Here is a 25,509-nt window from a genome sequence, read left to right on the forward strand (position 1 = left end):
TCAGGAGAACACCATGAAGGGCGTCACCGTCGTCGACCATCCGCTTGTCCAGCACAAGCTGACCATCATGCGCAAGAAGGAGACCTCGACGGCCGGCTTCCGGCGCCTGCTGCGCGAGATCTCGCTGCTGCTCGGCTACGAGGTCACGCGCAATCTAGAACTAACGACGACGACGATCGAAACGCCGATGGAAACCATGGAAGCGCCGACGCTGGAGGGCAAGAAGCTGGTCTTTGCATCGGTGCTGCGCGCCGGCAACGGCTTGCTCGAGGGCTTGCTTGACCTGGTGCCGGCGGCCCGCGTCGCCCATGTCGGCCTCTACCGCGATCACGAAACGCTGGAAGCGGTCGAGTATTTCTTCAAGGCACCGAGCGATCTCGCCGACCGGCTGGTGATCGTCGTCGACCCGATGCTGGCGACCGCCAATTCGGCGATCGCGGCGATCGACAAGCTGAAAGAGCGCGGCGCCACCAATATCCGCTTCCTCTGCCTTTTGGCGGCGCCCGAAGGCATCGAGCGCTTCACCAAGGCGCATCCGGACGTTCCGGTGTTCACCGCTTCCATCGACCGGCAGCTCAACGAAAAGGGCTACATCATGCCGGGTCTCGGCGACGCCGGCGACCGGATGTACGGGACGAAGTAATACCAGGCAAACTTGCCTGTTGCGATTTACCAAATGTTTACGCAACGACATGGTTTCGACGCCCGTTAAAGCGACGAACACCATACAGGGCTAAATGATCGGCCATCACAAAGGCCGACCCATGCTGCGCAAGCTTCTCATCCTCAGCGTTTTCGCCGGCACATCGGCGTCGATCCCGGTTGTCTACCAGGCGAATCCGCAGATCTTCGAAAACCTGCTGAAGTCGGCGACGACAGCCAAGCCCACCGCTGAGGCTCAGCCTGAAGTCAACCTGGCGTCGGTTCCCGACAAGCCGGTGGCGCCGTTGCCGACTGGCCGCAAGGTCGTCGTCGCGGCGGACAGTCGCGGCCACTTCTCGTCGACCTTCAAACTCAATGGCCGTCAGGTTGACGGCATGATCGACACTGGCGCCACTCTGGTGGCCGTCAACACGTCGACGGCGCGCCGGATCGGGCTGTCGCTCAACCCGTCCGATTTCAGCCATGAGGTCAGCACTGCCAACGGCACGATCAAGGCGGCGGTGGTGGCGATTGATCGCCTGCAGATCGGCAGCATCAGCGTCGATAACGTGCAAGCCATCGTGCTCGACGACAAGGCACTGAAGACCAATCTGATCGGCATGAGTTTTCTCAATCGGCTCGGCAAATACCAGGCCGAGAATGGCACGCTGCTGCTGGTGCAGTAGCAGCGACCTCAATCTGATCAGCTGCGCGGAAGAATCCTTCGGATAACCGACTTGTCGGCGGCTGGCTTCGAAGAGCCAACCGCGTAGGCTGAAAGCACGGCGGCGGCGGCGGCATCGGCATCGGATTGCGAGCTGGCATGGACCAGCGCCAGCGGCTCGCCAGCCCTGACCTCCGCGCCAATGGGCAGCAGCCTGGTGATGCCGACCGCCGGGTCGATCCTGTCGTCGGGCCGTGTTCGCCCGCCACCCAGGCCAACCACCGCAAGGCCGATGTCGCGGGTGGCGATGCCAGTGACGAAGCCGTCCGTCGTCGCCTTGACCGCGAATTCCGTTGGCGCCACGGCCAGGTATTTTTCCGGTCTCTCGATGAAATCGGCGGGTCCGCCAAGCACCGCCACCATGCGGGCGAAGGTCGCGGCGGCGCGGCCGCTGGCAAGCGTCTCGGTGGCGCGCCTGATGCCGTCCTGGTTGGACGACACCAGTCCCGTCGACTGCAGCATTTCGGCCGCCAGCGCCAGCGTCACGTCCTCCAGGCGCCGGTCACGCAGGCGGCCAGTCAGGAAATCCACGGCATTGCGCACCTCGACCGCGTTGCCGGCGGCCGAGGCCAGCGGTTCGTTCATGCCGGTGATCAGCGCCGAGACCTTCAGCCCGGCGCCGCTGGCAACCTCGACCAGGCTGTTGGCCAGCGCGGTCGCGTCGCGCGACTTCTCCATGAAGGCGCCGTTGCCGACCTTGACGTCCAGCACCAGCGAACCCAGCCCGGCGGCCAGCTTCTTCGACAGGATCGAGGCGGTGATCAGCGGCACCGATTCCACCGTGCCGGTGACGTCGCGGATGGCATAGAGCCGGCGGTCGGCGGGCGCCAGATCGGCGGTCTGGCCGATGATGGCGCAACCCGTTTCGAGCACCGCCTGGCGAAACAGCGCGATATCGGGCTGGCTGGTGTAGCCGGGAATCGCATCCATCTTGTCCAGCGTGCCGCCGGTGTGGCCAAGGCCACGGCCCGAGATCATCGGCACGTAGGCGCCGCAGGCGGCGACGATCGGCGCCAGCATCAGCGAGACATTGTCGCCGACGCCGCCCGTCGAATGCTTGTCGGTCACCGGGCCGGGCAAATCCGACCAGTCGAGCACATCGCCGGAATCGCGCATGGCGAGCGTCAGCGCCACGGCCTCGTCGCGGCTCATGCCGTTGAAGAACACCGCCATGGCGAAAGCCGCGGCCTGGCCATCGGTGACGGCGCCTGAGGTCACGCCGCCAATGAAGGCAGCGATTTCACCAGCAGACAGCCTGTGGCCGTCGCGCTTGTGGCGGATGATTTCCTGCGGAAGCATCAGCTCTCCAGCAGCCCGTCGCGAAACACACGCTGCAGGACCGTCGCCAGCCGCGACCCGCCAACCGGCGCCATGTCCTTGGTCTCCTGGTGCGAAAGCTCGGCTCCGGTCATGCCGGCCGCCAAATTGGTGATGACCGAACAGGCGGCGACACGCAGACCAAGGAAGCGGGCGAGAATGACTTCCGGCACGGTCGACATGCCCACCGCATTGGCGCCCATGATGCGCGCCATGCGGATTTCGGCCGGCGTTTCGAAACACGGGCCGGAAAACCACATGTACACGCCCTGGTGCAGCGCGGTGCCGGTCGCCTTCGCCGCGCGCTCGATCGCCTTACGGATGCCGGCATCATAAGCTTCGGTCAGGCCGACGAAGCGGCGGTCGCTCGGCTCGCCGATCAGCGGATTGCTGCCGGACAAGTTGATGTGGTCCGTGATCAGCATAACCGAGCCCGGCGGCATGTCCGGATCGACCGAGCCGGCGGCGTTGGTGAGGATCAGTTTCGTGATGCCGATGCCGGCGAGCACTTCCAGCACCGGGCGCATTGCTGCCGCGTTGCCGTGCTCGTAATAATGGGCGCGGCCGGACAGCATCAGCACCGGCACGCCGGCAAACAGCCCGGCCACGACTTCGCCGGCATGGCCGCTGACGCCGCTCTTGGGAAAGCCGGGCAGGTCGGTATAGGAGACGCGTATCGGGTTTTCGATCCGGTCGACCAGGCCGCCGAGGCCTGAACCCAGCACCAGTGCCGTCGACGGCGCCAGGCCGTCCAGCCTTTCGATAAGATGGTCCACCGCCTTTTCGGTCATTGCAGCCAGCCCGTCATTTCAGCCAATTCTTCATTTCAAGACATCGCCGCGAAAACCATAGGGCAGCATGTCGCCCATGGTCACGGTCTCGGCAACGCCCGTGTTGTCGCAGAGGTAGAGTTTGGTTTCAGGCCGGCAGAATTCGGCGAGCCGCTGACGGCAGCCACCGCAAGGCGAGCATTTGGCCATGCGCTCGGCAAGGACAGCGATTTCGACGATCTTGCCGCCGCCGCCCATGATGTAGTGGCCAAGCGCTGTGGTTTCGGCGCACCAGCCCTCCGGATAGGAAGCGACCTCGATGTTGGCGCCAGTGAAGACGCGTCCGTCCTCGGTGCGAAGTGCGGCACCCACGGGGAATTTCGAGTAGGGCGCATAGGCCTTGGCCATGGCGGTCTTGGCCGCTTCGAACAGATCATGCGACATTCAGCTGTTTTCTCCGATGATCGTGTCCAAAACCCGGCGCTTGCCTCGCGCCGAGCCGTGACCTCAGCGTTCCTTGACGTAGGGCACGCCGCCAGCGCGCGGCGGGATCGCCTTGCCGATGAAGCCAGCGAGCAGGATGACGGTGAGGATATAGGGCAGCGCCTGCATGAACTGCACCGGCACCTTGCCGATGATCGGAAGCGGCGAACCCTGCAGGCGGATCGCCAGCGCGTCGAGGAAGCCAAACAAGAGGCAGGCGAACATGGCGTTGACCGGCTTCCATTTGGCGAAGATCAGCGCGGCGAGCGCGATGTAGCCCTTACCGGCGGTCATGTCCTTCACGAAGCCGCCATTCTGCACCATCGACAGGTAGGCGCCGGCGATGCCGGTGAGGATGCCGGTGCAGATCAGCGCGCGGTAGCGCAGCCACGCGACCGAGATGCCGGCGGTGTCGACGGCGGCGGGGTTCTCACCGACGGCGCGCAGCCTGAGGCCAAAGCGGGTGCGAAACAGCACCCACCAGGTGAACGGCACCATCAGGAAAGCGAGATAAACCAGGATCGAGTGGCCGGAGATCAGCTCCGCATAGATCGGTCCGATGATCGGCACGTCCCTGATTGCGTCGGCGCCGGGCCAGACAATCGCCTCGAACCGCTCGCCCGGCTGCAGCGCCGGCGTGCGCCCGCCTTGCTGAAACCAGGCCTGGCCGAGCATGACGGTCGAGCCGGCGGCGATGAAATTGATCGCGACGCCGGAAACTATCTGGTTGCCGCGGTGCGTGATCGAGGCAAAGCCGTGGATCAACGCGAAGGCGACCGAAACCAGGATGGCCATGCCGAGGCCGACAAGGGCCGAATGGAAGACCGACGCAGCGGCGGCCCCAGCGAAGGCACCGACCAGCATCTTGCCCTCGAGCCCGATGTCGAAGACGCCCGCGCGTTCCGAATAGAGACCGGCGAGGCAAGCGAGCAACAGCGGTACCGACAGGCGGATGGTGGAGTCGAGTATCTGCACGATGGCGATGAAGATATCCATCTCAGGCACCCTTTCCCTTGACCGCTTCCATGCCGACCGACCTCGGACTGAACGAGGCGAACAGCGCCTGGATGTAAGGCCTGAACATGTGCTCCAGCGCGCCGGCGAACAGGATCACCAAGCCCTGGATGATAACGATCATGTCGCGGCTGATCGCCGGCATCTCGAAGGCGAGTTCGGCGCCGCCCTGATAGAGCATGCCAAACAGGATCGCCGCCAGCACGATACCGACCGGATGGAGCCGCCCCATCAGCGCCACGGCAATGCCGACGAAGCCGGCACCGGAGACGAAGTCGAGCGCCACATTGTGCTGGTCGCCCATCACCGGATTGAGCGCCATCATGCCGGCCAGCGCGCCCGAGATCATCATCGCGGTGATGATGATGCGGGTTTCGGAAATGCCGGCATAGCGCGCAGCCTTCGGGCTGTGGCCGTAGGTGCGCATCTCATAGCCGAGCTTGGTGCGCCAGATCAGCAGCCAGACCAGGAAGGCCATGGCCAGCGCCAGCAGGAAGGTGACATTGAGCGGCGCCGAGCGGATCTTGGCGCCAAACAGCTCGATGATCCAGTTGAGCTTCGGCAATTCCGCGCCGGCGAGGAAGTTGCGTGTCTGCGGCGCCTGCGAGGCCGCCGGCTTCAACGGCCCTACCAGCAGGTAGACCATGATCGAGGCGGCGATGAAGTTGAACATGATGGTGGTGATGACGATGTGCGAGCCGCGCCTGGCCTGCAGATAAGCGGGGATCAGCGCCCATAAGGCGCCCACGACCGCCGCAGCGACGATCGCCAGCGGGAATGTCAGCCACCAGGGCAGCACGCTGTCGAAAGACAGGCAAACGATGGCGATGCCGAGGCCGGCGATGTAGGCCTGCCCCTCGGTGCCGATGTTGAACAGGCCGCAATGCGCCGCCACCGCCACTGAAAGCCCGGTGAAGATGAATGTGGTGGCATAGAACAGGGTGAAGGCGATGCCTGTTCCCTTGCCGAAGGCGCCCTCGACCAGAATGACGGCGGCGCGGAATGGGTTTTCGCCGACCAAAAGCACGACGAAGCCGGCGACGATGAAAGCCACCGACAGGTTGATCAGCGGGATCAACCCATAATCGGCCCAGGCCGGCAATTTGGCGTAAGGCGTGCTCATGCCGCGGCCTCCTGCTCGACGCCCGCCATCAGCAGGCCGAGTTCGCCCTCCGTCGCCTCCGGGCCGCGCTCGCCGACGATACGGCCGGCAAACATCACCAGGATACGGTCGGAGAGCGAACGGATCTCGTCGAGCTCGACCGACACCACCAGCACGGCCTTGCCCTGGTCGCGCATGGCGATCAGGCGCTTGTGGATGAATTCGATGGCGCCGACATCGACGCCGCGCGTCGGCTGGCCGACGATCAGCACGCCGGGATCCTGTTCGATTTCCCGCGCCAGCACGATCTTCTGCTGATTGCCGCCGGAGAAGTTTGCTGTCTTGAGGCGCGGATTGCCGGGACGGATGTCGTATTTCTCGATTTTGTCCTTGGCATCGGCCATGATGGCATCGACGTTGAGGAACGGCCCCCTGAGATAGCGGGGGTCGTCGTGATAGCCGAGGATCGAATTCTCGTTTTCCTCGAAGGCCAGCACCAGCCCGACATGGTGGCGATCCTCCGGCACGTGAGCCAGGCCGCGGTCGCGCAACTCGCCAGGATCGGCGGCACCGGTCAGGTCGATCGGCTTGCCGTCGAGCGTGACCGAACCGGAAACGGCGCGCCTGATGCCGGAAATCGCCTCGAGCAGTTCGGATTGTCCGTTGCCGGCGACGCCGGCGATGCCGACGATCTCGCCGGCTCTGATATCGAAGGAAATGTCGTCGACCATGGTGACGCCGCGCGAATCCTTGACCGTCAGGTTCTTGACCGCGAGCTTGACGGCGCCGGCTTCGGCTTCACCTTTCTCGACCCGCAGCAGCACGCGCCGCCCGACCATCAGTTCGGCCAGTTCCTCGACGGTGGTCTTCTTGGTCTCGCGTGTGGCCACCATCGTGCCCTGGCGCATGACCGACACTGTGTCGGTGATGGCCATGATCTCACGCAATTTGTGGGTGATCAGCACCACCGTCTTGCCCTGTTCTTTCAACTGCTTGAGGATGCGGAACAGATGGTCGGCCTCGGCGGGTGTCAGCACGCCCGTCGGCTCGTCGAGGATCAGGATCTCGGCGCCGCGATAAAGCGCCTTGAGGATTTCGACGCGCTGCTGCAGGCCGACCGGCAGTTCCTCGATGACGGCGTCAGGATCGACTTCGAGCCCGTACTCACGCTCCAGCCGTTCCAGCTCGGAGCGCGCCTTGGCGATGCTGCGCTTCAACAGCGCATCGCTTTCGGCGCCGAGAATGATGTTTTCCAGCACCGAGAAATTGTCGACCAGCATGAAATGCTGGTGCACCATGCCGATGCCGAGCGCGATGGCGTCGTTGGGTGTCTTGATCGATGCTGGCTGGCCGCCGACGCGGATCTCGCCGCTGTCGGCCTGGTAGAAGCCATAGAGGATCGACATCAGCGTCGATTTGCCGGCGCCGTTCTCACCAACGATGCCATGGATGGTGCCGCGCGCGATCTCCAGATTGATGTCGCGGTTGGCGCGCACGGCGCCAAAACTCTTGTTGATGCCGATCAGTTCGATTGCGGCTTGCGCCATGCAGCCAGTCCCACTCTTATTTTTTTATCGCTTGGTCAAAATGCCTAGCATGACGCTCCGCCCATGCCAATCGGCTGGAGCAGCATCCACTCTCGGCAAATCGCGGTGCGCTTGTCAATTTCCAACGTGTCCGTGGCCTTCATATTCGCTAATATGTTGAAGCTGAAATAGGCATCTAGATGAAAGCCAGGGATTGCCAATGACCATGCCCGCCGACCGGCTGACGACGCTGGAGATTCGCGCCGCCGAGCAGGAAAAGACCATCGAGGAGCTGTCAGGGCAGATCGCCGAGCAGTGGACGGTGATCGAACGCATGCAGCGCAAGCTCGACGCGCTGACCGACCGCTTCCTGGCGCTCGAGGAGCAGTCCGCAGCCGACGTGCCTGTGACCAAGCCGCCGCATTATTGAGGAAAAAGGGGAGGGCGCAAATCATGGGCGACCGCATCGCAAGGGCTGGTGACTATGTGCTTGGCCTGATGAACGACGCGGAGCGCGAACGCGCCGAGCGCGATCTGGAGATCGACCCTGCCTTCCGCGACGCCGTGCTGCAGCTTGCCGAACGCATGCACATGTTCGACCGTGCCGGAAAACCGGGTGGCCTGCCAGCCAATCATTGGGAATTGGTCACCCAGCGTATCGCGGAATTGCCGCAGATGCGTACGTCCGGGTTGGGCAATTCGCGGTCTCCAGCGGTGATCCACAAACTCTCACAGCCACCGTACGGGGTCGGCGTGCATTCGCTTGGCGGCTGGCGCGGCGCCATCATCGCGATCGTGCTGATCGCGGTCTTCGCGCTCGGCTATCTCGTCGGTCGGTTATAGCCGCAGTTCGCGCGCCATCAGCAGCATAGGGTGACCGTCCTGCTCGAACGGCTCGACGACCACCCAACCGAGCCCGGCAAAAAAATCACGCGCTTCCCACGTATAGAGGTAGAGCCTCTCCACACCGATCGACACGGCGTGCGATTCGATGGCCGCGACCAGCCTGCGGCCGATCCCCTTGTTGCGGTGATGGTGATCAACGACCAGCCCCGCCAGCCATGGCGTCAGATCATGCGCGGGCTCCAATTCGTGGCGAACCAGCAGGCATGTGCCGACGGGTACGTTGCCGATTCGGGCCACAAGCGCCTTCTCGAAGCTGTCACCGGCCAACAGCAGGCGGAGCCCGGTGGCGTCTTCGTCCGCCGTCCTTGCGCTGCCCTCAAAAAAGGCGGCAACGCGCAATCGTGCCGCCGCCTCGACGTCGCATTCGGCCATGGGTTCTATGATCGGCGTCACTCTTGCCTCGGTCGTCAGACTTCTTCCAAAAACAAAACCGCCGGGACGAGGCCCGGCGGTTTCTAACTTTAGCGGAGGCCGATCAATAAGGGCAGGCGTTGTCAGCGGTGTAGTCGTGCACCTGGATCTTGCCGGAGATGATGTCGGCCTTGGCCTTCTCGACCGCCGCCTTCATCTCAGGAGTCACCAGCGCCTTGTTGTTGTCGTCCATGGCGTAGTCGACGCCGCCCTCCTTGAGGCCGAGGTTCTCGAGACCGCCCTTGAAGGTGCCGTTCTTGCCATCCATGAAGGCGGTGTAGACCGCAACGTCGACGCGCTTCATCATCGAGGTCAGAACCTTGCCGGGCTGCAGGCCGTTCTGGTTGGAATCGACGCCGATGCCGAGCTTGCCGGCATCCGCCGCCGCCTGGAGCACGCCGACGCCGGTGCCGCCGGCGGCTGCGTAAACCACGTCGGCGCCCTGGTCGATCTGCGTCTTGGCGATCTCGCCGCCCTTGGCCGGATCATTCCACGCCGCCGGCGTGTCACCGGTCATGTTCTGGATGACGTCGGTCGCGCCGGCCGACTTGGCGCCGCCGACATAGCCGCATTCGAATTTGCGGATCAGCGGGATGTCCATGCCGCCGACGAAGGCAACCTTCTTCGACTTCGAAGCCATCGCCGCCATGATGCCGACGAGGTACGAGCCTTCATTCTCCTTGAACACCAGCGAGCGGACATTGGGCAGGTCGACGGCATCGTCGATGATGGCGAAGTTGAGATCGGGATATTCGGCCGCGACCTTCTTCAGCGCATCTTCCCAGGCAAAGCCGGCCATGACGATCGGGTTGTGGCCGTCCTCGGCGAATCGGCGCAGCGCCTGCTCGCGCTGCGAAGCGTTGGACACTTCGAACTCGACATAGGGCGTGCCAGTCTCGGTCTTGAATTTCTCGGCGCCATGGAAGGCAGCCTCGTTGAAGGATTTGTCGAACTTGCCGCCCAGATCATAGAGGATGGCCGGCTGGACATCCGCGGCGAAAGCCGGAAGAACCATTGCGGTTGCGGCCAGGAGGCCGAGAACGATACGTTTCATGTGATCCACACCCTGTCGGTTATTTTTTCCGTTACGCACCGCCTGGCTGCCCGGTTCACCGGCAGCCACGCGACGTCAGCCTGGAGTGGTATTCCCCTCCCGCTCCCGGGCAATCTGGCACGGCCCGAAACAAAATTCACGCGGAATTTTGACCTTTTGGAAAAGCATGCCACGGGCAAGCTACGGCGCAGGCCAATGCTTGCGCGCAAGAGCGGTTCATCGTTTCGCGGAAACGCCGAACCGCTCTAACTTTTTGTTTTGACGCAATTCCCAAGGGGAAGCGCTTCACGCTTCTCCCGGGAAAACCGTTTCACACTTTTCCTGGAATTGCTCTGGCGATCAGGCGGTGGCGGCCGGCATGGCGCAGGCGATGCCCGTGCCTTTGAGGTTGCAGTAGCCGTAAGGGTTCTTAGCCAGATATTGCTGGTGATCGGCCTCGGCGAAGTAGAAGGCCGGCGCCGGCGCGATCTCGGTGGTGATCCTGCCATGGCCGGCGCCGCGCAGCGAGGCTTCGTAGGCAGCGCGCGAGGCGCTCGCCGCCTGGAATTGTGCATTGCCAAGCGTGTAGATCGCGGAGCGGTAGGTGGTGCCGACATCGTTGCCCTGGCGCATGCCTTGCGTCGGGTCGTGGCTTTCCCAGAACAGCTGCAGAAGTTCGCCGTAGGAGACGATCCGGGGGTCGAAGACGACCAGCACCACTTCGGTGTGTCCGGTGAGCCCGGTGCAGGTTTCCTGATAGGTCGGATTGGGCGTGATGCCGCCGGCATAGCCGACGGCGGTGACCCAGACGCCTTCGATCTGCCAGAACAGCCGCTCGGCGCCCCAGAAACAGCCGAGCCCGAACATCGCCGTCTCCAGCCCATCGGGATAGGGGCCTTTGAGCGGCCGTTTCAGGACATGGTGTTTTGATGCGGTCGAGACCGCCTTGGCGCGGCCCGGCAGCGCCTCGGACGGCTTCGGCAAATGGAGCTTCCTGTTCAGCATGTCGCTGAGAAAGAACATGCGCGGCCTTCCTTCCCTGGGTAGCGTTCAAGAATAGGTCAGTTGGTGGCGAATTGGTTGGTGCGCCGCTGCCGGCGGTAGCCGATCGCATAAAGCAGGAAGGCCAGCACCGCGAACACGGCAAAGCCCGGCTGGTTGAGCACCCAGGCGATGGCGCCGTCCCACACCAGCGGACTGGCCTTGGCGCGGACGAAGGTTTCGAACGCCGCCCGCGTGTCCGGCGAGACGGCCAGCCAGCTGGCGTTGAGCGGGGTCAGCACGAGAGCCGAAGCCGCGACCGTACGCGTCGTGTCGAGCACCGCCATGATGACGGAAATCGACAGCGCGACCATGGCGGCAAGACGAAAAATGAAGCGAAACATCAAGCTCTCCCCCGGCCGATCCTGGACGCTTCCCCGCAATCTCCGGCACCAGCGAGAAATAGAGTGCGCAGCGCCTGCCCGCAACCGAATACGCGAATTTGAGGGCGCGCGCCTTCTCTCCTACGCCACCGGCTTGCGCTTGCGCCGGTGAACCAGCCAGACGGCGAGAATGCCGCCGGCAATGGCACCGATCACCAGCCCGCCCAGGCCGAAGAAGGCGGCGAAATAGCCGCAGCCACCTTCGAAGCAGCTAACCTGCGCGACATCGGCGATCACCGATCCGGCCAGGAAGCCGCCCACGGCGCCGACGGCGGCACCGAGGACGATGCCGAGCAAGGCCGCGGCAATGGAAACCAGGACCGGCGGCGCTTCGGTTTCCGGCTTGGTATAGACGGTCTCGGCGCCGGAGCCGCCGCGCAGCAGGTAGATGCAAAGCAGGCCAACACCGATCTCGATGGCGGTGATGCCCAGGCTCCTGGCGGAGAAGACGAATTCCGGCACGGTGAGCACATAGGCCTGCCTTGCCAGCACCCAGACGATGAGGGCGATCTGCCAGACGGTGAAATGGCGGGGGAAGCGCGCTGAGCGGCCGAAGGCGAGGCCGAGCAGGTAAAGCCCCCACAGGATGATGATGACATCCGCGATGAGCCCGCCAAGCAGGAAATAGAGAATCTTGTCCGGCAGGCCGGAATTGCCGACCAGCCACCAGGACGATGCCAGGCCATAGACCGACCACGCCATGACGAAGATGAGCCAGCCCACCGGAACGTAAGACAGGTCGCCGCCCGGACGCCCGATCGGCGCCTGTCCACCCGGGATTCCGCTGGCCGGTTGTTCGCTGCTTGATGTCATATCAGGACGATGCCCCCGCAAAGCCTCTCTATCACTCGACAGCTGGCCGCCAGCGAAGTCAAGCATGGCCGGCCTCGCGGCCTTGCCTGTGCACATCATTCGGGGTGCTGGTGCCTCGAAAACGGCTGCGACGGCGGCCTCGCGAAACGCTGTGTCGCCGGCAAAGCGAATAGACTGCCGTTATGGCTTGGCATTCGGCGCGGGATCGACTAGATGAGCCCCGCGCCTGTTGCTTTGACGGCTCAGGTGCCGGGGAAGGATGTCTGCTGGTTGGGCGGCATCCATGGTGCGGGCATTCCGCCCCGAAGCCCCAAGGAGATGCATCTCCCCAACCCGCGCGGCGAAACCGGCCGGTGCGACATGCAAGGACGGAGAGGTGGCCGAGTGGTTGAAGGCGCACGCCTGGAAAGTGTGTTTACGGGAGACCGTAACGCGGGTTCGAATCCCGCTCTCTCCGCCATAACCATTGATTTCATTGATTTATTTGGCATTTTTTACCGGCTGCCGTAACCCGGAACGAAGCCCGCCGAAGCGGGCCTTATCGTTGCGTGATGGATACGGGGCAGTCCGCCCGCTTATCACCAGGACACATGCCTGTTTGATGCAACAAGCACTCCTGGCACGGCAAGCTGCCCGGTACGACGTCCACCAAGCTATCGCCTAGTATCATCCTGTCGCGGCACGGGTAGCTCCGAATTACGCCGCTCAGCGCTCGGCGCCGGCGAAATCTATTGGGCTTGGCCGCAAGGCAGTACCCGTTGCACCAGCCAAGAAGGCTCTTGCTAAGCGGAAAGCTAAATAAGCAGAGCGAAACAAACCCCAATAACATCGGCCCGCTATATACCGGCCCAGCGACAGGGCGCATAGTTTCGTCCTCGACGGACTGCTGGGAGCGTTGTCACGATGGTCTACACAGTGATTTGGTACGGTAAGCAGGGAACCGTCGAAAAGACGCCCTTCGATGCCGAGAAGGAGGCCAAGGAGCATGCCCAGGCGTCGTTTGCTGCTCGACAGCAGGATGACGGCGTCGTGGCGGCGGAAGTTCGCAAGCCTGACGGCACAGTTGTCTTTAGCCAAGCGGGTGCCCGCCGCGGCGGGCAAGACGGCGGCGGCTAATAAGCGCGCACTTCTGTTGCGGGCGCTGCGAGGCTCATTTTCGAGCTTGCCTTTCACACGTAATGTGCAACTTCGCGAAATCCTTTGGCGGACGCGCACATATCGTGCGGCGCGGCCTTTCTTCCGCCACCCGAGGCGCGTTCATAACCCCTTCACGTATTCTATTGAGTAGCACAAGGAGTTCACATGGCTGCTACCGCAGTTCTGGTCTGGTATCTGGTAATCGCCGGCCCGCAGGGCGGCATGGTGGTGCTGCCCAGCACCTTCGACAAGCGCGAACAGTGCACCGCGGCCATCACCGAATATCAGAAGCAGCCGACACCCACCGGCTGGTCCATACAGTGCGTGCCGAGCGCCTCGCCCTTCACCGACAATGGATCAGCCGAATAGCCTCGTTCTCGCTTGCCGGCTTACAGTGGAGACTGGTAAAGCCCGCTGCCTACTGGTGAGCGGGCAGCGGGCCTTTTGTTTCGGCGGGTGGAGGCCCACCGGGCTGCAAATGTGCCGTTCGCTGCCGATGGATGGTTAGCTGGCGCTGCTAGAAACAGCCACTTACGAATCCGTAAGGAACTCACGCGCGGCCCTTGTTTCATGGGTGTGCTAAATTAGACCGATGAGGCTCCTGCTTATCGCTTTTGGCGTTCTGTTTTTTACGGCGCTTGCCTTTTGGCTGACAGTCAGTTTGATCCACGGGACGTGAACCCAAACACGACGGCAGCAGGGCTTCCGTGATCACACCATATCCACGGATCGCCCTCGGTATATTAGCATCTGCTTGCGGCGGACCTGATGTTCGCCTGGCCGGCGTCATCCCCAAAGCCACCCAACTCCCAACTGGCGCCGGCCATTTTGGTTTTAGCGCCTCTTAGCCCCTTCGGCGTGACATGCCAGCGAAAGCGCTTCAAAGGGATCGGTCCTATCGATCCCCCGCAACCGCAGCATGAGCGCGACAGCCAGGACTATAAGATCGTCAACGGACGTGATGTCGGATGCCAGAAGCGTTGGCCTCGTGGAACCTCTTGGCCCACCGCGCGTTTCACGGCGTCCCGTCCGTGGACCAGCCCGGATATCTCTCCTGGCGCTGCGATAATCAGGAGCCTGCTTCATGCACGACAAGCTGTTTCATTCACCGGTCGCACTCACCGTCGGCCTGGGCTTCAAGCGCGAGATTGCCTCGCTGGCCGAAATGCACGATTTCCTGACCAATTGGACGACCGCGCGGCGTGGTCCGCTCTACCGCAATGCGGTGAAGGCCTGCGATCTCGCCATTCCGGGCTACGTCACGACAGAGCAAGCGCGCCAGGCGCTGGTCGAATTCGCGCAGGCTTCGGGCATACTGTGGCCCGAGCTTGAGCCGGTGGCGGGCGTCCACGCCGTTGCCCGTGGCTACGGCGGCTACGCCGCCTGAGAATTGATGCCATCTCCCATAGTGGCGGCCAACTCTCCAGTGGCCACCACAGAAAACTGGCCTGGCTCTCCCGAGCCGGGCCTTCATTTTCTGTCACCTACCAAATGCCCCGCGTTCGAGCCAAGGCTGATCAGTTGATCATCCGCTTTGCGTGATGGTTCGATTTGTCGGACGTTGGTTCCGGCCCTCCTTGTTGGAGTTTGCCGGTGCGGCCTTGGCGCTCTGCTGCGCGGCGAGGCGCAGGGCTCTCAGCCTCGCCGTCTTTTCTTCGCGGGCCTTGCGCTCGGCATCGATCACAATCTGCGATTCACGCTTGGCGCGTTCGTCCCGGTGCGTATCGACTTTCGCGCGGGTCATGGCCTTCACTCCATCTTTTGTCGCGCCGGTTTCACCAGCGCCCGCTTTGGCCTTCCTACCGCCGCCAGGATGCAGCGGGGTAGTAAGGCCTGCTATTACAAATGATGGTCGGAAACCTTGTCCGCGATGCCCGTAGTGGATCGTCAGTCGCACCACCCTGACGACACGACGAGCGAGGCCTCGAAGATCTGGCGCCCGTCCTCGTCGCGTACCTTCACGGTGATCGCGGTGTAGTCGTTTTCGATGATCTCATCGCGGACGATGTCGGGCAGGATGCGGATCGCCTCGCGCCGCAGGCGTTCGCGGGTTTCGAAGACCTGGCCGTCATCATCAACCGTCAGACCGTCGCCATTGTAGAGGTCAAGATAATATCGAGGCATGGTGGGCTGGACCTCAGACTGATGAAATGGCGAGACATTCAACCGACAATTCGCGGGCTGGGCAGTTGTTCCACCAATGGTGGCATTTGCCGTGGAACAAGCGTGTCCAACAAATGTTAATGCCCATGAGCAGCCAAGGGCCTAGTCCATGCAAAGCCGCCTTGCTTCCGACAGAAAAACTTGGGGGTCGGCCCCTGAAGCCCTTTCGCCGGAGGTTGCCGTGCTTGAATCGCTTTATCTGAACTTGGGTCAGCACGACGCGCTGTCCGACGCCGAGAAAGCGCTGCTGGCCGGCGCCATGACCTTCGAGCGGCATTTCGCCACCGGCCAGGACATCGTCGCATCGGGATCGCGGCCGACCTATTCGACGCTGATCCTCGACGGACTGGCGGCGCGCTACAAGGTGCTGGAGAATGGCGGCCGGCAGTTCACCTCACTGCAGGTGCCCGGCGACTTCGTCGATCTGCATGCCTTCCTGCTGAAGACCATGGATCACGGCATTGTCGCCTTATCGCCCTGTCATGTCATGTTCGCCGATCACGGCCGGCTTCGCACCATCACCGAGCAGGCGCCGCACCTGACGCGGCTGTTGTGGCTGGACACGCTGGTCGACGGCGCCATCCATCGCGAATGGATCGTCGCCATGGGGCGTCGCTCCAAGACATCGCATCTGGCCCATCTTGTCTGCGAGCTTTTCGTGCGGCTGCAGGTGGTGCAGCGCACCAACGGCATGAGCTTTCATCTGCCGCTCTCGCAAGCAGAGATGGCCGACGTCCTCGGCCTGTCGGTGGTGCACATGAACCGCGTCATCGGCGCCTTGCGCAAGGTCGGCGTCGTCAGCTGGGCGAACCATACGGTGACCATTTTGGACTGGCACCGGCTGCAGGAAATCGCCGAGTTCGATCCGACCTATCTCAGCATGATGCGGGAACCGCGCTAGATTATTCTAAACGCGGCCCCCTGATCTTGTGCGTGAGAAATTACGCCGCTTCGGCGGCGACATTCACCGCTGACTCCGCGATCGTGGTCAGCGCTTCGTCGGTCGCCTTCTCTTCCTTCAGCGTCGCTTCGAGAAGCGTCACGGCTTCGTTCAGGCCGAGCTCACCGGCCCAGGTCCTCAGCGTGCCATAGCGCGAGATCTCGTAGTGTTCGACCGCTTGCGCGGCGGCCAGCAGGCCGGCATCGAGCGCGGGAGAGCCCTTGTACTCCTCCATGATCTCGGCACCTTCCTCGGTGATGCCCATGATGGCCGCACAGGTCTTGCCGACCGGCTTCTTGCCGATCACGCCGAAGACCTCCTCAAGCCTGGCGACGTGGCCTTCAGTTTCGGTGCGGTGTTTTTCGAAGGCGGCTTTCAGCTCGGCGCTTTGCGCGGCCTTGGCCATTTTCGGCAGAGTCGCCAAGATCTTCTTTTCGGCGAAATAGATGTCCTTCAGCGTGTCGTGAAACAGGTCGTCGAGCATTTTCGGCTTTGCCATTGTCATCTCCTTCAGGTGGTCCCCTCAGGTCGACAATCTCGCATTGAAGGATTTGTTCCGGTGGCTCGGCCAATGAGCGAACGCCAGGAGCAGACCGGCAAAATCTTTATAAAATTCCTATTTCTTTTCCGTCCGCGCCGTCTCGAACCTTTATGGCGATTGGGTCCATATTCCGCAGGGAACACACAACTCGGTCGCGATCATCCATCGTGACGGAGTGGTTCCATATGGATTTCGGTCTGCGAACTGCTGGCCTACAATGCAAAGCGCAAATAAAACGAAGATAAGGAACATGCACGATGGATATCGTCGTTCTCGGGTTAGAGATTTTGTTTTTCGCTCTCTCCCTCGCCTACATCAAAGTCTGCGACATTCTTTAAGCCGGAGGATCGCAACATGCTTCTCGACTATATCCTTGGCGGCGGTGTGACCTTGTTCCTGCTCGCCTATCTGACATACGCCCTCGTTCGCCCAGAACGCTTCTGACGACAACCGAAGCAAGGCACGGAAAGCTACTCCAATGACACTCAACGGATGGATACAGATCCTCGCATACTGCGTGGTCGTCGTTCTGCTGGTAAAGCCGCTCGGCGGCTACATGTACCGCGTTTTCAACGGCGATCGCACATTCCTCTCGCCGATCCTTGGGCCCGTTGAACGGGCCCTTTACCGCATTTCGGGAACCAGCGAGCGCGAGGAACAGCACTGGACCGCTTATGCGGCCGGCATCATATTCTTCAGCCTGGCCAGCTTCCTGGTGCTTTATGTCCTGCAGCGCGTGCAAGGCGTGCTGCCCTACAATCCGGCCGGTATGCAAGCCGTTGAGCAGACCCTCGCCTTCAACACCGCCGTCAGCTTCGTGACCAACACCAACTGGCAGAATTACGGCGGCGAAAGCACGATGTCCTACCTCGTGCAGATGGCCGGCCTGACGGTGCAGAACTTCATGTCGGCGGCGGTCGGCATCGCCATCGCGGTGGCGCTGATCCGTGGCTTCGCCCGGCATTCGGTCAAGTCGATCGGCAATTTCTGGGTCGATTTGACCCGCTGCACGCTCTACATCCTGCTGCCGCTCTCCATCGTGCTCACTCTCGTCTATGTCTGGCTCGGCATGCCGCAGACGCTCGGCCCCTATGTCGATGCCACCACGCTCGAAGGCGCCAAGCAGACCATCGCTCTCGGCCCAGTCGCTTCGCAGGTCGCCATCAAGATGCTGGGCACCAACGGCGGCGGCTTCTTCAACGCCAATGCCGCGCATCCTTTCGAAAACCCCGACGCGATCTCGAACTTCATCCAGATGGTCACGATCTTCGCGCTCGGTGCGGCGCTGACCAACGTCTTCGGCCGCATGGTCGGCAACCAGCGCCAGGGCTGGGCGATCCTGGCCTCGATGGGCGTGCTGTTCATCGCCGGCGTCGCCATCTGTTACTGGTCGGAAGCATCAGGCAATCCGCTTGTCCATGCGCTCGGCATCGACGGCGGCAACATGGAAGGCAAGGAGACCCGCTTCGGCATCGCCCTATCGGCGTTGTTCGCGGTCATCACCACCGCTGCGTCGTGCGGCGCTGTCAACGCGATGCATGACTCGTTCACCGCGCTTGGCGGCCTGATCCCGATGGTCAACATGCAGCTTGGCGAAGTCATCGTCGGCGGCGTTGGCGCCGGCTTCTACGGCATCATCATGTTCATCGTCGTTGCCGTCTTCGTCGCCGGCCTGATGGTTGGCCGCACGCCCGAATATCTCGGCAAGAAGATCGAGGCCAAGGAGGTCAAGATGGCGATGCTCGCCATCCTCTGCCTGCCGCTGGCGATGCTGACCTTCACAGCCATCGCGGTCGTGCTGCCAAGCGCCGTGGCCTCGATGGCCAATGGCGGTCCGCACGGCTTCTCCGAAGTTCTCTATGCCTACACTTCGGCGGCGGCGAACAACGGCTCGGCCTTTGGCGGCCTTTCCGGCAACACGCCCTGGTACAACATCACCCTCGGTATCACCATGTGGATGGGTCGCTTCTTCGTCATCATTCCAGCGCTTGCCATCGCCGGCTCGCTGGCGACGAAGAAGACGGTGCCGGCTTCCGCCGGTACCTTCCCGACCGATGGCCCGCTGTTCGTCGGCCTGCTGGTCGGCGTCATCCTGATCGTCGTCGGCCTGACCTTCTTCCCGGCGCTGGCGATCGGACCGATCGTCGAACACCTGGCCATGATCCATGGGCAGACCTTCTGATACCGCCATGTCCTGGTTCAAAAACATGCGACGCAACGTTGAGCATCGGACCGAGCGGGAGGGGGAGACAATCCCCCCTCCTTTCCCGACCGTATCCACCTTCCTCGGCATTGCGGCAGTCATGATCGTGATCTGGCTGCTGGTCTATGGGCCGCCGCATCTTCCTTCGGCATCCGATCGATCGGTGCCTGCCAACAACATCGATACTGGAGCCAACAAATGAGCCAGTCCAAATCCGCGAGCATCCTGGATGCCGCCATCTTGTGGCCCGCCATCGGCGGCGCCTTCAAGAAATTGAACCCGCGCACCCTGATCAAGAACCCGGTGATGTTCGTCGTCGCCGTCGTCTCGGCGCTGACCACAGTCCTGTTTGTCAGGGATCTGATCACCGGTGGCGGCGATTTCAAGTTCACGCTGCAGATCATCATCTGGCTGTGGTTCACCGTGCTGTTCGCCAATTTCGCCGAGGCGGTCGCCGAAGGCCGTGGCAAGGCCCAGGCCAACTCGCTGCGCAAGGCGCGCACCGAGACCCAGGCCAAGCTTTTGGCCGGCGAGGACAGGACCAAGTTCAAGCTGGTGCCCGGCACCAGCCTGAAGGTCGGTGACATCGTGCTCGTCGAGGCCGGGGACATCATCCCGTCGGACGGCGAAGTGATCGAAGGCGTTGCCTCGGTCAACGAAGCGGCGATCACCGGTGAGTCGGCCCCCGTCATCCGCGAATCCGGCGGTGACCGTTCGGCCGTCACCGGCGGTACGCAGGTGCTGTCCGACTGGATCCGCTTGCGCATCACGGCCGCCTCCGGCCACACCTTCCTCGACCGCATGATCTCGCTGGTCGAAGGTGCCGAACGCCAGAAGACGCCGAACGAGATCGCGCTCAACATCCTGCTGGTCGGCATGACGCTGATCTTCGTGCTGGCCACCGCAACCATCCCGAGCTTCGCCTCCTATTCGGGCGGCTATATCTCGGTCACCGTGCTGGTCGCGCTGTTCGTCACCCTGATCCCGACCACGATCGGCGCACTGCTGTCGGCGATCGGCATTGCCGGCATGGACCGTCTGGTGCGCTTCAACGTGCTGGCCATGTCGGGCCGTGCCGTCGAGGCGGCCGGCGACGTCGATACGTTGCTGCTCGACAAGACCGGCACGATCACGCTCGGCAACCGCCAGGCGACGGAATTCCGTCCGGTCAAGGGCGTCACCGAACAGGAACTGGCCGACGCGGCGCAACTCGCCTCGCTCGCCGACGAAACACCGGAGGGCCGCTCGATCGTCGTGCTGGCCAAGGAGAAATATGGCATCCGCGCCCGTGACATGGCAACGCTGCACGCAACCTTCGTGCCCTTCACCGCACAGACCCGCATGAGCGGTGTCGACGTCGACGGCTCGTCGGTGCGCAAGGGCGCGGTCGATTCGGTGCTTGCCCATGTCAACCAGTCGACGGTTGCCGCCCACGGCACGCGCCCAAGCAGTGAGTCCGTCAAGGATCTCCAGGCGGTCGCCGACGAGATCGCCAAGTCCGGCGGCACGCCGCTGGCGGTCGAGCGTGACGGGCGCCTGCTCGGCGTCGTCCATCTCAAGGATATCGTCAAGGGCGGCATCAGCGAGCGCTTCACGGAACTGCGCCGCATGGGCATCCGCACGGTGATGATCACCGGCGACAATCCGCTGACGGCGGCCGCGATCGCGGCGGAAGCCGGCGTCGACGACTTCCTCGCCCAGGCGACGCCCGAGGACAAGCTGAAGCTGATCCGCGACGAACAGGCCAAGGGCAAGCTGGTCGCCATGTGCGGCGACGGCACCAACGATGCGCCCGCCCTTGCGCAGGCCGATGTCGGCGTCGCCATGAACACCGGCACGGTTGCCGCGCGCGAAGCCGGCAACATGATCGATCTCGACAGCGATCCGACCAAGCTCATTGAGATCGTCGAGATCGGCAAGGCCCTGCTGATGACGCGCGGCTCGCTGACGACCTTCTCGATCGCCAACGATGTGGCCAAGTACTTCGCCATCATCCCGGCCATGTTCGCCGTCTTCTACGTCGCGCCGGGACAAACCACCGGCCCGCTGCAGGCGCTCAACATCATGCATCTGGCGACGCCGGAGAGCGCCATCCTGTCGGCCATTATCTTCAACGCGCTGATCATCATCGCGCTGATCCCGCTGTCGCTGAAAGGCGTCAAATATCGTGCGATCGGCGCCGGCGCGCTGCTCAGCCGCAACCTGCTCGTCTACGGCCTCGGCGGCATCATCGTTCCCTTCGTCGGCATCAAGGCGATCGACATGATCGTCACCGCCCTCGGCCTCGCTTAAGGAATAAGCTCATGCTCACCCAGATAAGACCCGCGATCATCATGATCGTCTTCTTCACGGTCCTGACCGGCCTGATCTATCCGATCGGCATGACCGGCATCGCCCAGGCGCTGTTTCCGCACCAGGCCAATGGCAGCCTGATCGTGAAGGACAAAACCGTCATCGGCTCCGAGCTGATCGGCCAAGCCTTCGCCAGCGACAAGTATTTCCATGGCAGGCCTTCCGCGGCCGGCAATGGTTACGACTCCACGGCCTCCAGCGGCTCCAATCTCGGCCCGACCAACCCCAAGCTGATCGACCGCATCAAGGGCGATGCCGAGAAGCTGAAGGCGGAGAATCCGAACGCAGCGGTGCCGATGGACATGGTGACGACGTCGGGCAGCGGCCTCGATCCGCATGTCAGCCCGGAAGCGGCTTATTTCCAGGTTCCGCGCGTCGCCAAGGCCAGGGGCATCGACGAAGCCAAGGTCAAGGCGCTTGTTGACGGCCAGGTCGAAGGCAGGGAGCTTGGCTTCATGGGAGAGCCGGTGGTCAACGTGCTGGCGCTCAACATCGCGCTGGACGCCGCTAAATAGTTGATGGCGAGGTCCGGGGATCGACAGTATCCCCGGACCTCTCCATGATCGATCCTGATGCCGGAAGACAGAAGCAACGAAAACAGGCCTTCCCCCGACGCGCTGCTCGAGCATGCCGAGCGGGAGGGGCGCGGCCGTCTGCGGATATTCCTTGGCGCTGCGCCCGGTGTCGGCAAGACCTACGAAATGCTGATGTCGGGCCGTGCCAGGCTGGCTGATGGCGTCGATGTGGTGATCGGCGTCGTCGAGACGCATGGCCGCAAGGAAACCCAGGCTCTGGTCGAGGGCTATGAAATCATTCCCCGCCGCAAGGTCGACTACAAGGGGCGCATGCTCGACGAGATGGATATCGACGCCATCATTGCCCGGCGCCCGGCGCTGGTCCTCGTCGACGAACTCGCCCACACCAACGCGCCCGGCAGCCGCCATCCCAAGCGCTACCTCGACGTCCAGGAAATCCTGACGCAAGGCATCGATGTCTATACGACGCTCAACGTCCAGCACGTCGAAAGCCTGAACGATGTCGTGGCCCAGATCACCAAGGTCAGGGTGCGCGAGACGGTTCCGGATTCCATCATCGATGAGGCCGACGATGTCGAGATCATCGATCTCACCCCCGACGACCTGATCAAGCGGCTAGAGGAAGGCAAGGTCTACTTCCCCAACACCGCGCAGCGCGCCATCGAGAATTATTTTTCGCCCGGCAACCTGACGGCGCTCAGGGAACTGGCGCTGCGCCGCACCGCGCAGCGCGTTGACGAGCAGTTGCTCAATCACATGCAGTCCCATGCTATCCAAGGCCCCTGGGCGGCTGGGGAAAGGGTCCTCGTCTGCCTCGATGCGCGCCCGGGCGGCGCGGCCCGCATCCGCTATGCGCGGAGGCTGGCCGACCGGCTGCGTGCCCCGTGGACGGCCCTGCATGTCGACAGTCCCCGCTCGGCCAGCATGCCCGAGGAGGACAAGGACCGGCTTGCAAACAATCTGCGCCTCGCCCAACAGCTTGGTGCCGAGGTGACGACCATTCCGGGTCAGAATGTGGCGCAGGATATCGTGCGCTATGCGACGGCGAACAATTTCACCCATATCGTGGTCGGCCGGCCGACCCGCTCGCGCTGGCGCGAATTGATCGAGGGATCGCTGACCTATGATCTGATCCGCAACGCCGGCGACATCAGCGTCCATGTCATTTCGGGAACCGAACGCAGTACCGAGGCGACGTCGAGGAACGTCAGGACCGCGGACGAGCAGACGCCATTCCAGATCTGGCCCTATCTCATGGCCACGGCCTATGTCGCCGGCTCGCTCGCCTTCGCCGTCCTGCTCGACCAGTTCCTCGATGTTCGCAACCTTGCGATCATCTTCCTTATCGGGGTGCTGGCATCGGCGGTGACCGGCGGTCTGTGGCCGGCTCTGTACGCCTGTCTCGCCAGCGCCCTTGCCTTCAACTATTTCTTCCTGGAGCCGCGCTACACGCTGACGATCCGGGATCCGGAGAGCATCGTCGCGCTCGGCGTGTTCCTGGTCGTCGCCGTCATTGCCAGCAATCTGACGGTGCGCGTGCAGCGCCAGGCCGTCGCCGCCCGCTCACGGGCACGGGCGACGGAGGACATCTACCTCTTCTCCAAGAAGCTCGCCGGTGCCGGGACGCTCGACGACGTCTTGTGGGCCACCGCTTTCCAGATCGCCTCGATGCTGAAGCTGCGGGTGGTGCTGCTTCTGCCCGAAGACGGCACCATCACCGTCAAGGCCGGCTATCCGCCTGACGACACGCTGGCCGAGGCCGACATCGCCGCTGCCCGCTGGGCCTGGGAGCACAACCGCGCGGCGGGGCGCGGCGCAGACACGCTGCCTGGCGCCAAGCGCCTCTATCTTCCGTTGCGGACAGGGCGCACGGCAATCGGTGTCGTCGGCCTCGACAATGACAAGCAAGGCCCACTGTTGACGCCGGAACAGCAGCGCCTGCTCGACGCACTGGCCGACCAGGCAGCGGTCGCCATCGAACGCATCCAGCTGGTCGCCGATGTCGACCGGGCCACGCTCCTGGCCGAGGCGGACCGGCTGCGCTCGGCGCTGCTGACCTCCATCTCGCATGATCTGAAGACTCCGCTCGCCGCCATCATGGGCGCGGCCGGCACGCTGCGGGAATTCGCGTCGGCACTTCCCGAAGAGGACCGGGCGGAGCTGCTGACGACCGTGCTTGATGAATCCGAGCGGCTGAACCGTTTCATCGCCAACCTGCTCGACATGACCAAAATCGAGTCCGGCGCAATGGAGCCGAATTTCGCTTTCCACTATGTCGGCGACATCGTCGGCTCCGCCCTGCAGAGGGCCAGGAAAATCATCGGCGAGCACAAGACCGAGGTGGATATCCCTGGGGATTTGCCGATGTTGAAAGTCGATCCGGTCCTGTTCGAACAGGCGCTGTTCAATCTCCTCGACAATGCGGCGAAATACGCGCCGGCAGCCTCGACCATCCGCGTGCAGGGCTGGACCGACAATGGGTCCGTCAGCCTGCAGATCATGGATGAAGGGCCGGGCATTCCTCCCGGCGATCTGGAACGGATTTTCGACACGTTCTACCGGGTGCGCAAGCGCGACCAGGTTCGCGCCGGCACCGGGCTCGGCCTGTCGATCTGCCGCGGCTTCATCGAGGCGATGGGCGGCACGATCACGGCGGCAAACCGAACCGACCGTTCGGGCGCGGTTTTCACCATCAAGATGCCGAAGCCGTCGAACCCGCCCGATCTCGGCGCCGCCGCTACGGACGACAATGATGTGGGTGATTTGGCATGACGAACGCGAATGTCAGGATATTGGTTGTCGATGACGAGCCACCGATCCGCAAACTGCTCCGGGTCGGCCTCGGCAGCCAGGGCTATGCGGTCAGCGAGGCGCCAAACGCCAAGGCGGCGATCGAGCTGATGGATGCGGAAAAGCCGGATCTGGTGCTGCTTGATCTCGGCCTGCCCGGCATGAGCGGCCATGAGCTGCTGCGCAAATGGCGTGACGACGGCCTCGACATTCCCGTCGTCATCCTCTCCAGCCGCACCGACGAAGCCGGCATCGTCAACGCGCTCGAACTCGGTGCCGACGACTATGTCACCAAGCCGTTCGGCATGAACGAGCTGGTGGCGCGCATCCGCGTGGCGTTGCGGCACAAGTTCCAGCAGCAGGGCGAGAAGCCGGTTTTCCAGAGCGGCGACCTCAGCGTCGATCTGGTCAAGCGCATCGTCAAGGTCGAGGGCAAGGAGATAAAACTCTCGCCGAAGGAATACGACATATTGCGCATCCTGGTGCAGCATGCCGGCAAGGTGCTGACCCACCATTTCATCCTGAAGCAGATCTGGGGCGACTCGACCGACGTGCAGTATCTCAGGGTCTATGTCAGGCAGCTCAGGCAGAAGATCGAGAAGACCCCCGACCAGCCGCACCACATCACCACCGAGACCGGTGTCGGCTATCGCCTGCGGGTCGACTGAGAAAATCCCTCGAT

At 63.0% G+C, this 25,509-nt stretch carries 29 protein-coding genes, 1 tRNA gene and 1 pseudogene; 17 read left to right on the top strand and 14 right to left on the bottom strand.

What is annotated here, in order from left to right:
- Nucleotides 1–13 precede the first annotated feature (13 nt).
- A complete protein-coding gene (gene upp, locus ACZYHG_RS12290; RefSeq protein ID WP_015315749.1) occupies nucleotides 14–643 on the top strand; it encodes a uracil phosphoribosyltransferase in 630 nt (209 codons plus the stop codon).
- A 121-nt stretch (nucleotides 644–764) separates the two neighbouring features.
- Complete coding sequence (locus ACZYHG_RS12295) at nucleotides 765–1,328, top strand: TIGR02281 family clan AA aspartic protease (RefSeq protein ID WP_464614013.1); 564 nt, start codon at nucleotides 765–767, stop codon at nucleotides 1,326–1,328.
- 17 nt (nucleotides 1,329–1,345) lie between these two features.
- Here ACZYHG_RS12295 and deoA read toward each other — a convergent pair whose 3' ends face one another.
- The 6 genes from deoA to ACZYHG_RS12325 all read right to left on the bottom strand — a co-directional run bounded on the left by deoA (nucleotide 1,346) and on the right by ACZYHG_RS12325 (nucleotide 7,599).
- Nucleotides 1,346–2,665, bottom strand: coding sequence for a thymidine phosphorylase (deoA, locus tag ACZYHG_RS12300; protein ID WP_464614014.1), 1,320 nt, complete (start codon nucleotides 2,663–2,665; stop codon nucleotides 1,346–1,348).
- Nucleotides 2,665–3,474, bottom strand: a complete 810-nt coding sequence (locus ACZYHG_RS12305; RefSeq protein ID WP_464614015.1) for a purine-nucleoside phosphorylase — start codon at nucleotides 3,472–3,474, stop codon at nucleotides 2,665–2,667. Before ACZYHG_RS12305 ends, deoA begins: the two co-directional genes overlap by 1 nt.
- 30 nt (nucleotides 3,475–3,504) lie before the next feature.
- Nucleotides 3,505–3,897, bottom strand: coding sequence for a cytidine deaminase (cdd, locus tag ACZYHG_RS12310; protein ID WP_464614016.1), 393 nt, complete (start codon nucleotides 3,895–3,897; stop codon nucleotides 3,505–3,507).
- Nucleotides 3,898–3,960: 63 nt separating this feature from the next.
- Nucleotides 3,961–4,932: an ABC transporter permease gene (locus ACZYHG_RS12315; protein ID WP_464614017.1), complete on the bottom strand. Its 972-nt coding sequence runs from the start codon at nucleotides 4,930–4,932 to the stop codon at nucleotides 3,961–3,963.
- A gap of 1 nt (nucleotide 4,933) precedes the next feature.
- A complete protein-coding gene (locus tag ACZYHG_RS12320; RefSeq protein WP_464614018.1) occupies nucleotides 4,934–6,073 on the bottom strand; it encodes an ABC transporter permease in 1,140 nt (379 codons plus the stop codon).
- Entirely contained in the window at nucleotides 6,070–7,599 is a 1,530-nt protein-coding gene (locus tag ACZYHG_RS12325; RefSeq protein ID WP_464614019.1) for an ABC transporter ATP-binding protein, read from the bottom strand. Before ACZYHG_RS12325 ends, ACZYHG_RS12320 begins: the two co-directional genes overlap by 4 nt.
- 199 nt (nucleotides 7,600–7,798) lie before the next feature.
- Between ACZYHG_RS12325 and ACZYHG_RS12330 the strand changes: the two genes are divergently transcribed.
- Both ACZYHG_RS12330 and ACZYHG_RS12335 read left to right on the top strand, forming a co-directional pair.
- Nucleotides 7,799–8,008, top strand: a complete 210-nt coding sequence (locus tag ACZYHG_RS12330; protein WP_464614020.1) for a SlyX family protein — start codon at nucleotides 7,799–7,801, stop codon at nucleotides 8,006–8,008.
- 23 nt (nucleotides 8,009–8,031) lie between these two features.
- A complete protein-coding gene (locus ACZYHG_RS12335) occupies nucleotides 8,032–8,421 on the top strand; it encodes a hypothetical protein (protein ID WP_027031024.1) in 390 nt (129 codons plus the stop codon).
- Here the strand turns inward: ACZYHG_RS12335 and ACZYHG_RS12340 are convergent.
- From ACZYHG_RS12340 to ACZYHG_RS12360, 5 genes are all read right to left on the bottom strand, one after another.
- Entirely contained in the window at nucleotides 8,416–8,856 is a 441-nt protein-coding gene (locus ACZYHG_RS12340; RefSeq protein ID WP_464614021.1) for a GNAT family N-acetyltransferase, read from the bottom strand. The two genes, ACZYHG_RS12335 and ACZYHG_RS12340, sit on opposite strands and share 6 nt — an antisense overlap.
- A 103-nt stretch (nucleotides 8,857–8,959) precedes the next feature.
- On the bottom strand, nucleotides 8,960–9,949 hold the full coding sequence (locus ACZYHG_RS12345; RefSeq protein WP_464614022.1) for a BMP family lipoprotein: 990 nt from the start codon (nucleotides 9,947–9,949) through the stop codon (nucleotides 8,960–8,962).
- Nucleotides 9,950–10,288: 339 nt separating this feature from the next.
- Nucleotides 10,289–10,951, bottom strand: a complete 663-nt coding sequence (gene msrA / locus ACZYHG_RS12350; RefSeq protein ID WP_464614023.1) for a peptide-methionine (S)-S-oxide reductase MsrA — start codon at nucleotides 10,949–10,951, stop codon at nucleotides 10,289–10,291.
- A 38-nt stretch (nucleotides 10,952–10,989) separates the two neighbouring features.
- On the bottom strand, nucleotides 10,990–11,313 hold the full coding sequence (locus tag ACZYHG_RS12355) for a hypothetical protein (RefSeq protein ID WP_464614024.1): 324 nt from the start codon (nucleotides 11,311–11,313) through the stop codon (nucleotides 10,990–10,992).
- Between the two features lie 120 nt (nucleotides 11,314–11,433).
- Complete coding sequence (locus ACZYHG_RS12360) at nucleotides 11,434–12,165, bottom strand: hypothetical protein (protein ID WP_464614025.1); 732 nt, start codon at nucleotides 12,163–12,165, stop codon at nucleotides 11,434–11,436.
- Between the two features lie 370 nt (nucleotides 12,166–12,535).
- On the opposite strand from ACZYHG_RS12360, the gene ACZYHG_RS12365 reads away from it, so the two are divergent.
- The 5 genes and pseudogenes from ACZYHG_RS12365 to ACZYHG_RS12385 all read left to right on the top strand — a co-directional run bounded on the left by ACZYHG_RS12365 (nucleotide 12,536) and on the right by ACZYHG_RS12385 (nucleotide 14,689).
- Nucleotides 12,536–12,625, top strand: a tRNA-Ser gene (locus ACZYHG_RS12365).
- A gap of 225 nt (nucleotides 12,626–12,850) precedes the next feature.
- Nucleotides 12,851–12,967: pseudogene (locus ACZYHG_RS12370) on the top strand (MucR family transcriptional regulator); the annotation flags it as partial.
- Between the two features lie 101 nt (nucleotides 12,968–13,068).
- On the top strand, nucleotides 13,069–13,281 hold the full coding sequence (locus ACZYHG_RS12375; protein WP_464614026.1) for a hypothetical protein: 213 nt from the start codon (nucleotides 13,069–13,071) through the stop codon (nucleotides 13,279–13,281).
- Nucleotides 13,282–13,467: 186 nt separating this feature from the next.
- On the top strand, nucleotides 13,468–13,671 hold the full coding sequence (locus ACZYHG_RS12380) for a hypothetical protein (RefSeq protein ID WP_464614027.1): 204 nt from the start codon (nucleotides 13,468–13,470) through the stop codon (nucleotides 13,669–13,671).
- Between the two features lie 715 nt (nucleotides 13,672–14,386).
- On the top strand, nucleotides 14,387–14,689 hold the full coding sequence (locus tag ACZYHG_RS12385; RefSeq protein ID WP_464614028.1) for a DUF982 domain-containing protein: 303 nt from the start codon (nucleotides 14,387–14,389) through the stop codon (nucleotides 14,687–14,689).
- A gap of 138 nt (nucleotides 14,690–14,827) precedes the next feature.
- On the opposite strand, the gene ACZYHG_RS12390 is transcribed toward ACZYHG_RS12385, so the two are convergent.
- Complete coding sequence (locus tag ACZYHG_RS12390; RefSeq protein WP_464614029.1) at nucleotides 14,828–15,046, bottom strand: hypothetical protein; 219 nt, start codon at nucleotides 15,044–15,046, stop codon at nucleotides 14,828–14,830.
- A gap of 143 nt (nucleotides 15,047–15,189) precedes the next feature.
- The gene (locus ACZYHG_RS12395; protein ID WP_464614030.1) at nucleotides 15,190–15,426 is read right to left on the bottom strand and encodes a DUF6894 family protein; all 237 of its coding nucleotides are present in this window, start codon (nucleotides 15,424–15,426) and stop codon (nucleotides 15,190–15,192) included.
- Between the two features lie 220 nt (nucleotides 15,427–15,646).
- Between ACZYHG_RS12395 and ACZYHG_RS12400 the strand changes: the two genes are divergently transcribed.
- Complete coding sequence (locus ACZYHG_RS12400; RefSeq protein WP_464614031.1) at nucleotides 15,647–16,366, top strand: Crp/Fnr family transcriptional regulator; 720 nt, start codon at nucleotides 15,647–15,649, stop codon at nucleotides 16,364–16,366.
- Between the two features lie 40 nt (nucleotides 16,367–16,406).
- Here the strand turns inward: ACZYHG_RS12400 and ACZYHG_RS12405 are convergent, their stop codons facing one another.
- Nucleotides 16,407–16,904, bottom strand: a complete 498-nt coding sequence (locus ACZYHG_RS12405; RefSeq protein ID WP_464614032.1) for a YciE/YciF ferroxidase family protein — start codon at nucleotides 16,902–16,904, stop codon at nucleotides 16,407–16,409.
- A gap of 396 nt (nucleotides 16,905–17,300) precedes the next feature.
- On the opposite strand from ACZYHG_RS12405, the gene kdpF reads away from it, so the two are divergent.
- From kdpF to ACZYHG_RS12440, 7 genes are read left to right on the top strand one after another with little or no spacing between them, the layout of a single operon-like run.
- Nucleotides 17,301–17,390, top strand: coding sequence for a K(+)-transporting ATPase subunit F (gene kdpF, locus ACZYHG_RS12410; protein ID WP_032918612.1), 90 nt, complete (start codon nucleotides 17,301–17,303; stop codon nucleotides 17,388–17,390).
- A 34-nt stretch (nucleotides 17,391–17,424) separates the two neighbouring features.
- Nucleotides 17,425–19,128: a potassium-transporting ATPase subunit KdpA gene (gene kdpA, locus ACZYHG_RS12415; RefSeq protein ID WP_464614033.1), complete on the top strand. Its 1,704-nt coding sequence runs from the start codon at nucleotides 17,425–17,427 to the stop codon at nucleotides 19,126–19,128.
- A 7-nt stretch (nucleotides 19,129–19,135) separates the two neighbouring features.
- Nucleotides 19,136–19,351, top strand: coding sequence for a hypothetical protein (locus tag ACZYHG_RS12420; protein WP_464614034.1), 216 nt, complete (start codon nucleotides 19,136–19,138; stop codon nucleotides 19,349–19,351).
- Nucleotides 19,348–21,441 (top strand): potassium-transporting ATPase subunit KdpB, encoded by a 2,094-nt coding sequence (gene kdpB, locus ACZYHG_RS12425; RefSeq protein ID WP_464614035.1) that lies wholly within the window; start codon nucleotides 19,348–19,350, stop codon nucleotides 21,439–21,441. Before ACZYHG_RS12420 ends, kdpB begins: the two co-directional genes overlap by 4 nt.
- Before the next feature lie 11 nt (nucleotides 21,442–21,452).
- Nucleotides 21,453–22,016 carry a potassium-transporting ATPase subunit KdpC gene (gene kdpC, locus ACZYHG_RS12430; protein ID WP_464614036.1) on the top strand — a complete coding sequence of 188 codons (564 nt, stop codon included), beginning with the start codon at nucleotides 21,453–21,455 and terminating at the stop codon, nucleotides 22,014–22,016.
- Between the two features lie 57 nt (nucleotides 22,017–22,073).
- Nucleotides 22,074–24,809: a DUF4118 domain-containing protein gene (locus ACZYHG_RS12435; RefSeq protein ID WP_464614037.1), complete on the top strand. Its 2,736-nt coding sequence runs from the start codon at nucleotides 22,074–22,076 to the stop codon at nucleotides 24,807–24,809.
- Nucleotides 24,806–25,495 (top strand): response regulator transcription factor, encoded by a 690-nt coding sequence (locus ACZYHG_RS12440; protein WP_464614038.1) that lies wholly within the window; start codon nucleotides 24,806–24,808, stop codon nucleotides 25,493–25,495. Before ACZYHG_RS12435 ends, ACZYHG_RS12440 begins: the two co-directional genes overlap by 4 nt.
- Nucleotides 25,496–25,509: the final 14 nt, after the last annotated feature.

This window comes from Mesorhizobium subarcticum, assembly GCF_055456085.1.

Bases quoted from the DNA above. Each gene is read 5' to 3' on its own strand.
- upp (WP_015315749.1), top strand. From the start codon at position 14: ATGAAGGGCGTCACCGTCGTCGACCATCCGCTTGTCCAGCACAAGCTG.
- ACZYHG_RS12295 (WP_464614013.1), top strand. From the start codon at position 765: ATGCTGCGCAAGCTTCTCATCCTCAGCGTTTTCGCCGGCACATCGGCG.
- deoA (WP_464614014.1), bottom strand. From the start codon at position 2,665: ATGCTTCCGCAGGAAATCATCCGCCACAAGCGCGACGGCCACAGGCTG.
- ACZYHG_RS12305 (WP_464614015.1), bottom strand. From the start codon at position 3,474: ATGACCGAAAAGGCGGTGGACCATCTTATCGAAAGGCTGGACGGCCTG.
- cdd (WP_464614016.1), bottom strand. From the start codon at position 3,897: ATGTCGCATGATCTGTTCGAAGCGGCCAAGACCGCCATGGCCAAGGCC.
- ACZYHG_RS12315 (WP_464614017.1), bottom strand. From the start codon at position 4,932: ATGGATATCTTCATCGCCATCGTGCAGATACTCGACTCCACCATCCGC.
- ACZYHG_RS12320 (WP_464614018.1), bottom strand. From the start codon at position 6,073: ATGAGCACGCCTTACGCCAAATTGCCGGCCTGGGCCGATTATGGGTTG.
- ACZYHG_RS12325 (WP_464614019.1), bottom strand. From the start codon at position 7,599: ATGGCGCAAGCCGCAATCGAACTGATCGGCATCAACAAGAGTTTTGGC.
- ACZYHG_RS12330 (WP_464614020.1), top strand. From the start codon at position 7,799: ATGACCATGCCCGCCGACCGGCTGACGACGCTGGAGATTCGCGCCGCC.
- ACZYHG_RS12335 (WP_027031024.1), top strand. From the start codon at position 8,032: ATGGGCGACCGCATCGCAAGGGCTGGTGACTATGTGCTTGGCCTGATG.
- ACZYHG_RS12340 (WP_464614021.1), bottom strand. From the start codon at position 8,856: ATGGCCGAATGCGACGTCGAGGCGGCGGCACGATTGCGCGTTGCCGCC.
- ACZYHG_RS12345 (WP_464614022.1), bottom strand. From the start codon at position 9,949: ATGAAACGTATCGTTCTCGGCCTCCTGGCCGCAACCGCAATGGTTCTT.
- msrA (WP_464614023.1), bottom strand. From the start codon at position 10,951: ATGTTCTTTCTCAGCGACATGCTGAACAGGAAGCTCCATTTGCCGAAG.
- ACZYHG_RS12355 (WP_464614024.1), bottom strand. From the start codon at position 11,313: ATGTTTCGCTTCATTTTTCGTCTTGCCGCCATGGTCGCGCTGTCGATT.
- ACZYHG_RS12360 (WP_464614025.1), bottom strand. From the start codon at position 12,165: ATGACATCAAGCAGCGAACAACCGGCCAGCGGAATCCCGGGTGGACAG.
- ACZYHG_RS12375 (WP_464614026.1), top strand. From the start codon at position 13,069: ATGGTCTACACAGTGATTTGGTACGGTAAGCAGGGAACCGTCGAAAAG.
- ACZYHG_RS12380 (WP_464614027.1), top strand. From the start codon at position 13,468: ATGGCTGCTACCGCAGTTCTGGTCTGGTATCTGGTAATCGCCGGCCCG.
- ACZYHG_RS12385 (WP_464614028.1), top strand. From the start codon at position 14,387: ATGCACGACAAGCTGTTTCATTCACCGGTCGCACTCACCGTCGGCCTG.
- ACZYHG_RS12390 (WP_464614029.1), bottom strand. From the start codon at position 15,046: ATGACCCGCGCGAAAGTCGATACGCACCGGGACGAACGCGCCAAGCGT.
- ACZYHG_RS12395 (WP_464614030.1), bottom strand. From the start codon at position 15,426: ATGCCTCGATATTATCTTGACCTCTACAATGGCGACGGTCTGACGGTT.
- ACZYHG_RS12405 (WP_464614032.1), bottom strand. From the start codon at position 16,904: ATGGCAAAGCCGAAAATGCTCGACGACCTGTTTCACGACACGCTGAAG.
- kdpF (WP_032918612.1), top strand. From the start codon at position 17,301: ATGCTTCTCGACTATATCCTTGGCGGCGGTGTGACCTTGTTCCTGCTC.
- kdpA (WP_464614033.1), top strand. From the start codon at position 17,425: ATGACACTCAACGGATGGATACAGATCCTCGCATACTGCGTGGTCGTC.
- ACZYHG_RS12420 (WP_464614034.1), top strand. From the start codon at position 19,136: ATGTCCTGGTTCAAAAACATGCGACGCAACGTTGAGCATCGGACCGAG.
- kdpB (WP_464614035.1), top strand. From the start codon at position 19,348: ATGAGCCAGTCCAAATCCGCGAGCATCCTGGATGCCGCCATCTTGTGG.
- kdpC (WP_464614036.1), top strand. From the start codon at position 21,453: ATGCTCACCCAGATAAGACCCGCGATCATCATGATCGTCTTCTTCACG.
- ACZYHG_RS12435 (WP_464614037.1), top strand. From the start codon at position 22,074: ATGCCGGAAGACAGAAGCAACGAAAACAGGCCTTCCCCCGACGCGCTG.
- ACZYHG_RS12440 (WP_464614038.1), top strand. From the start codon at position 24,806: ATGACGAACGCGAATGTCAGGATATTGGTTGTCGATGACGAGCCACCG.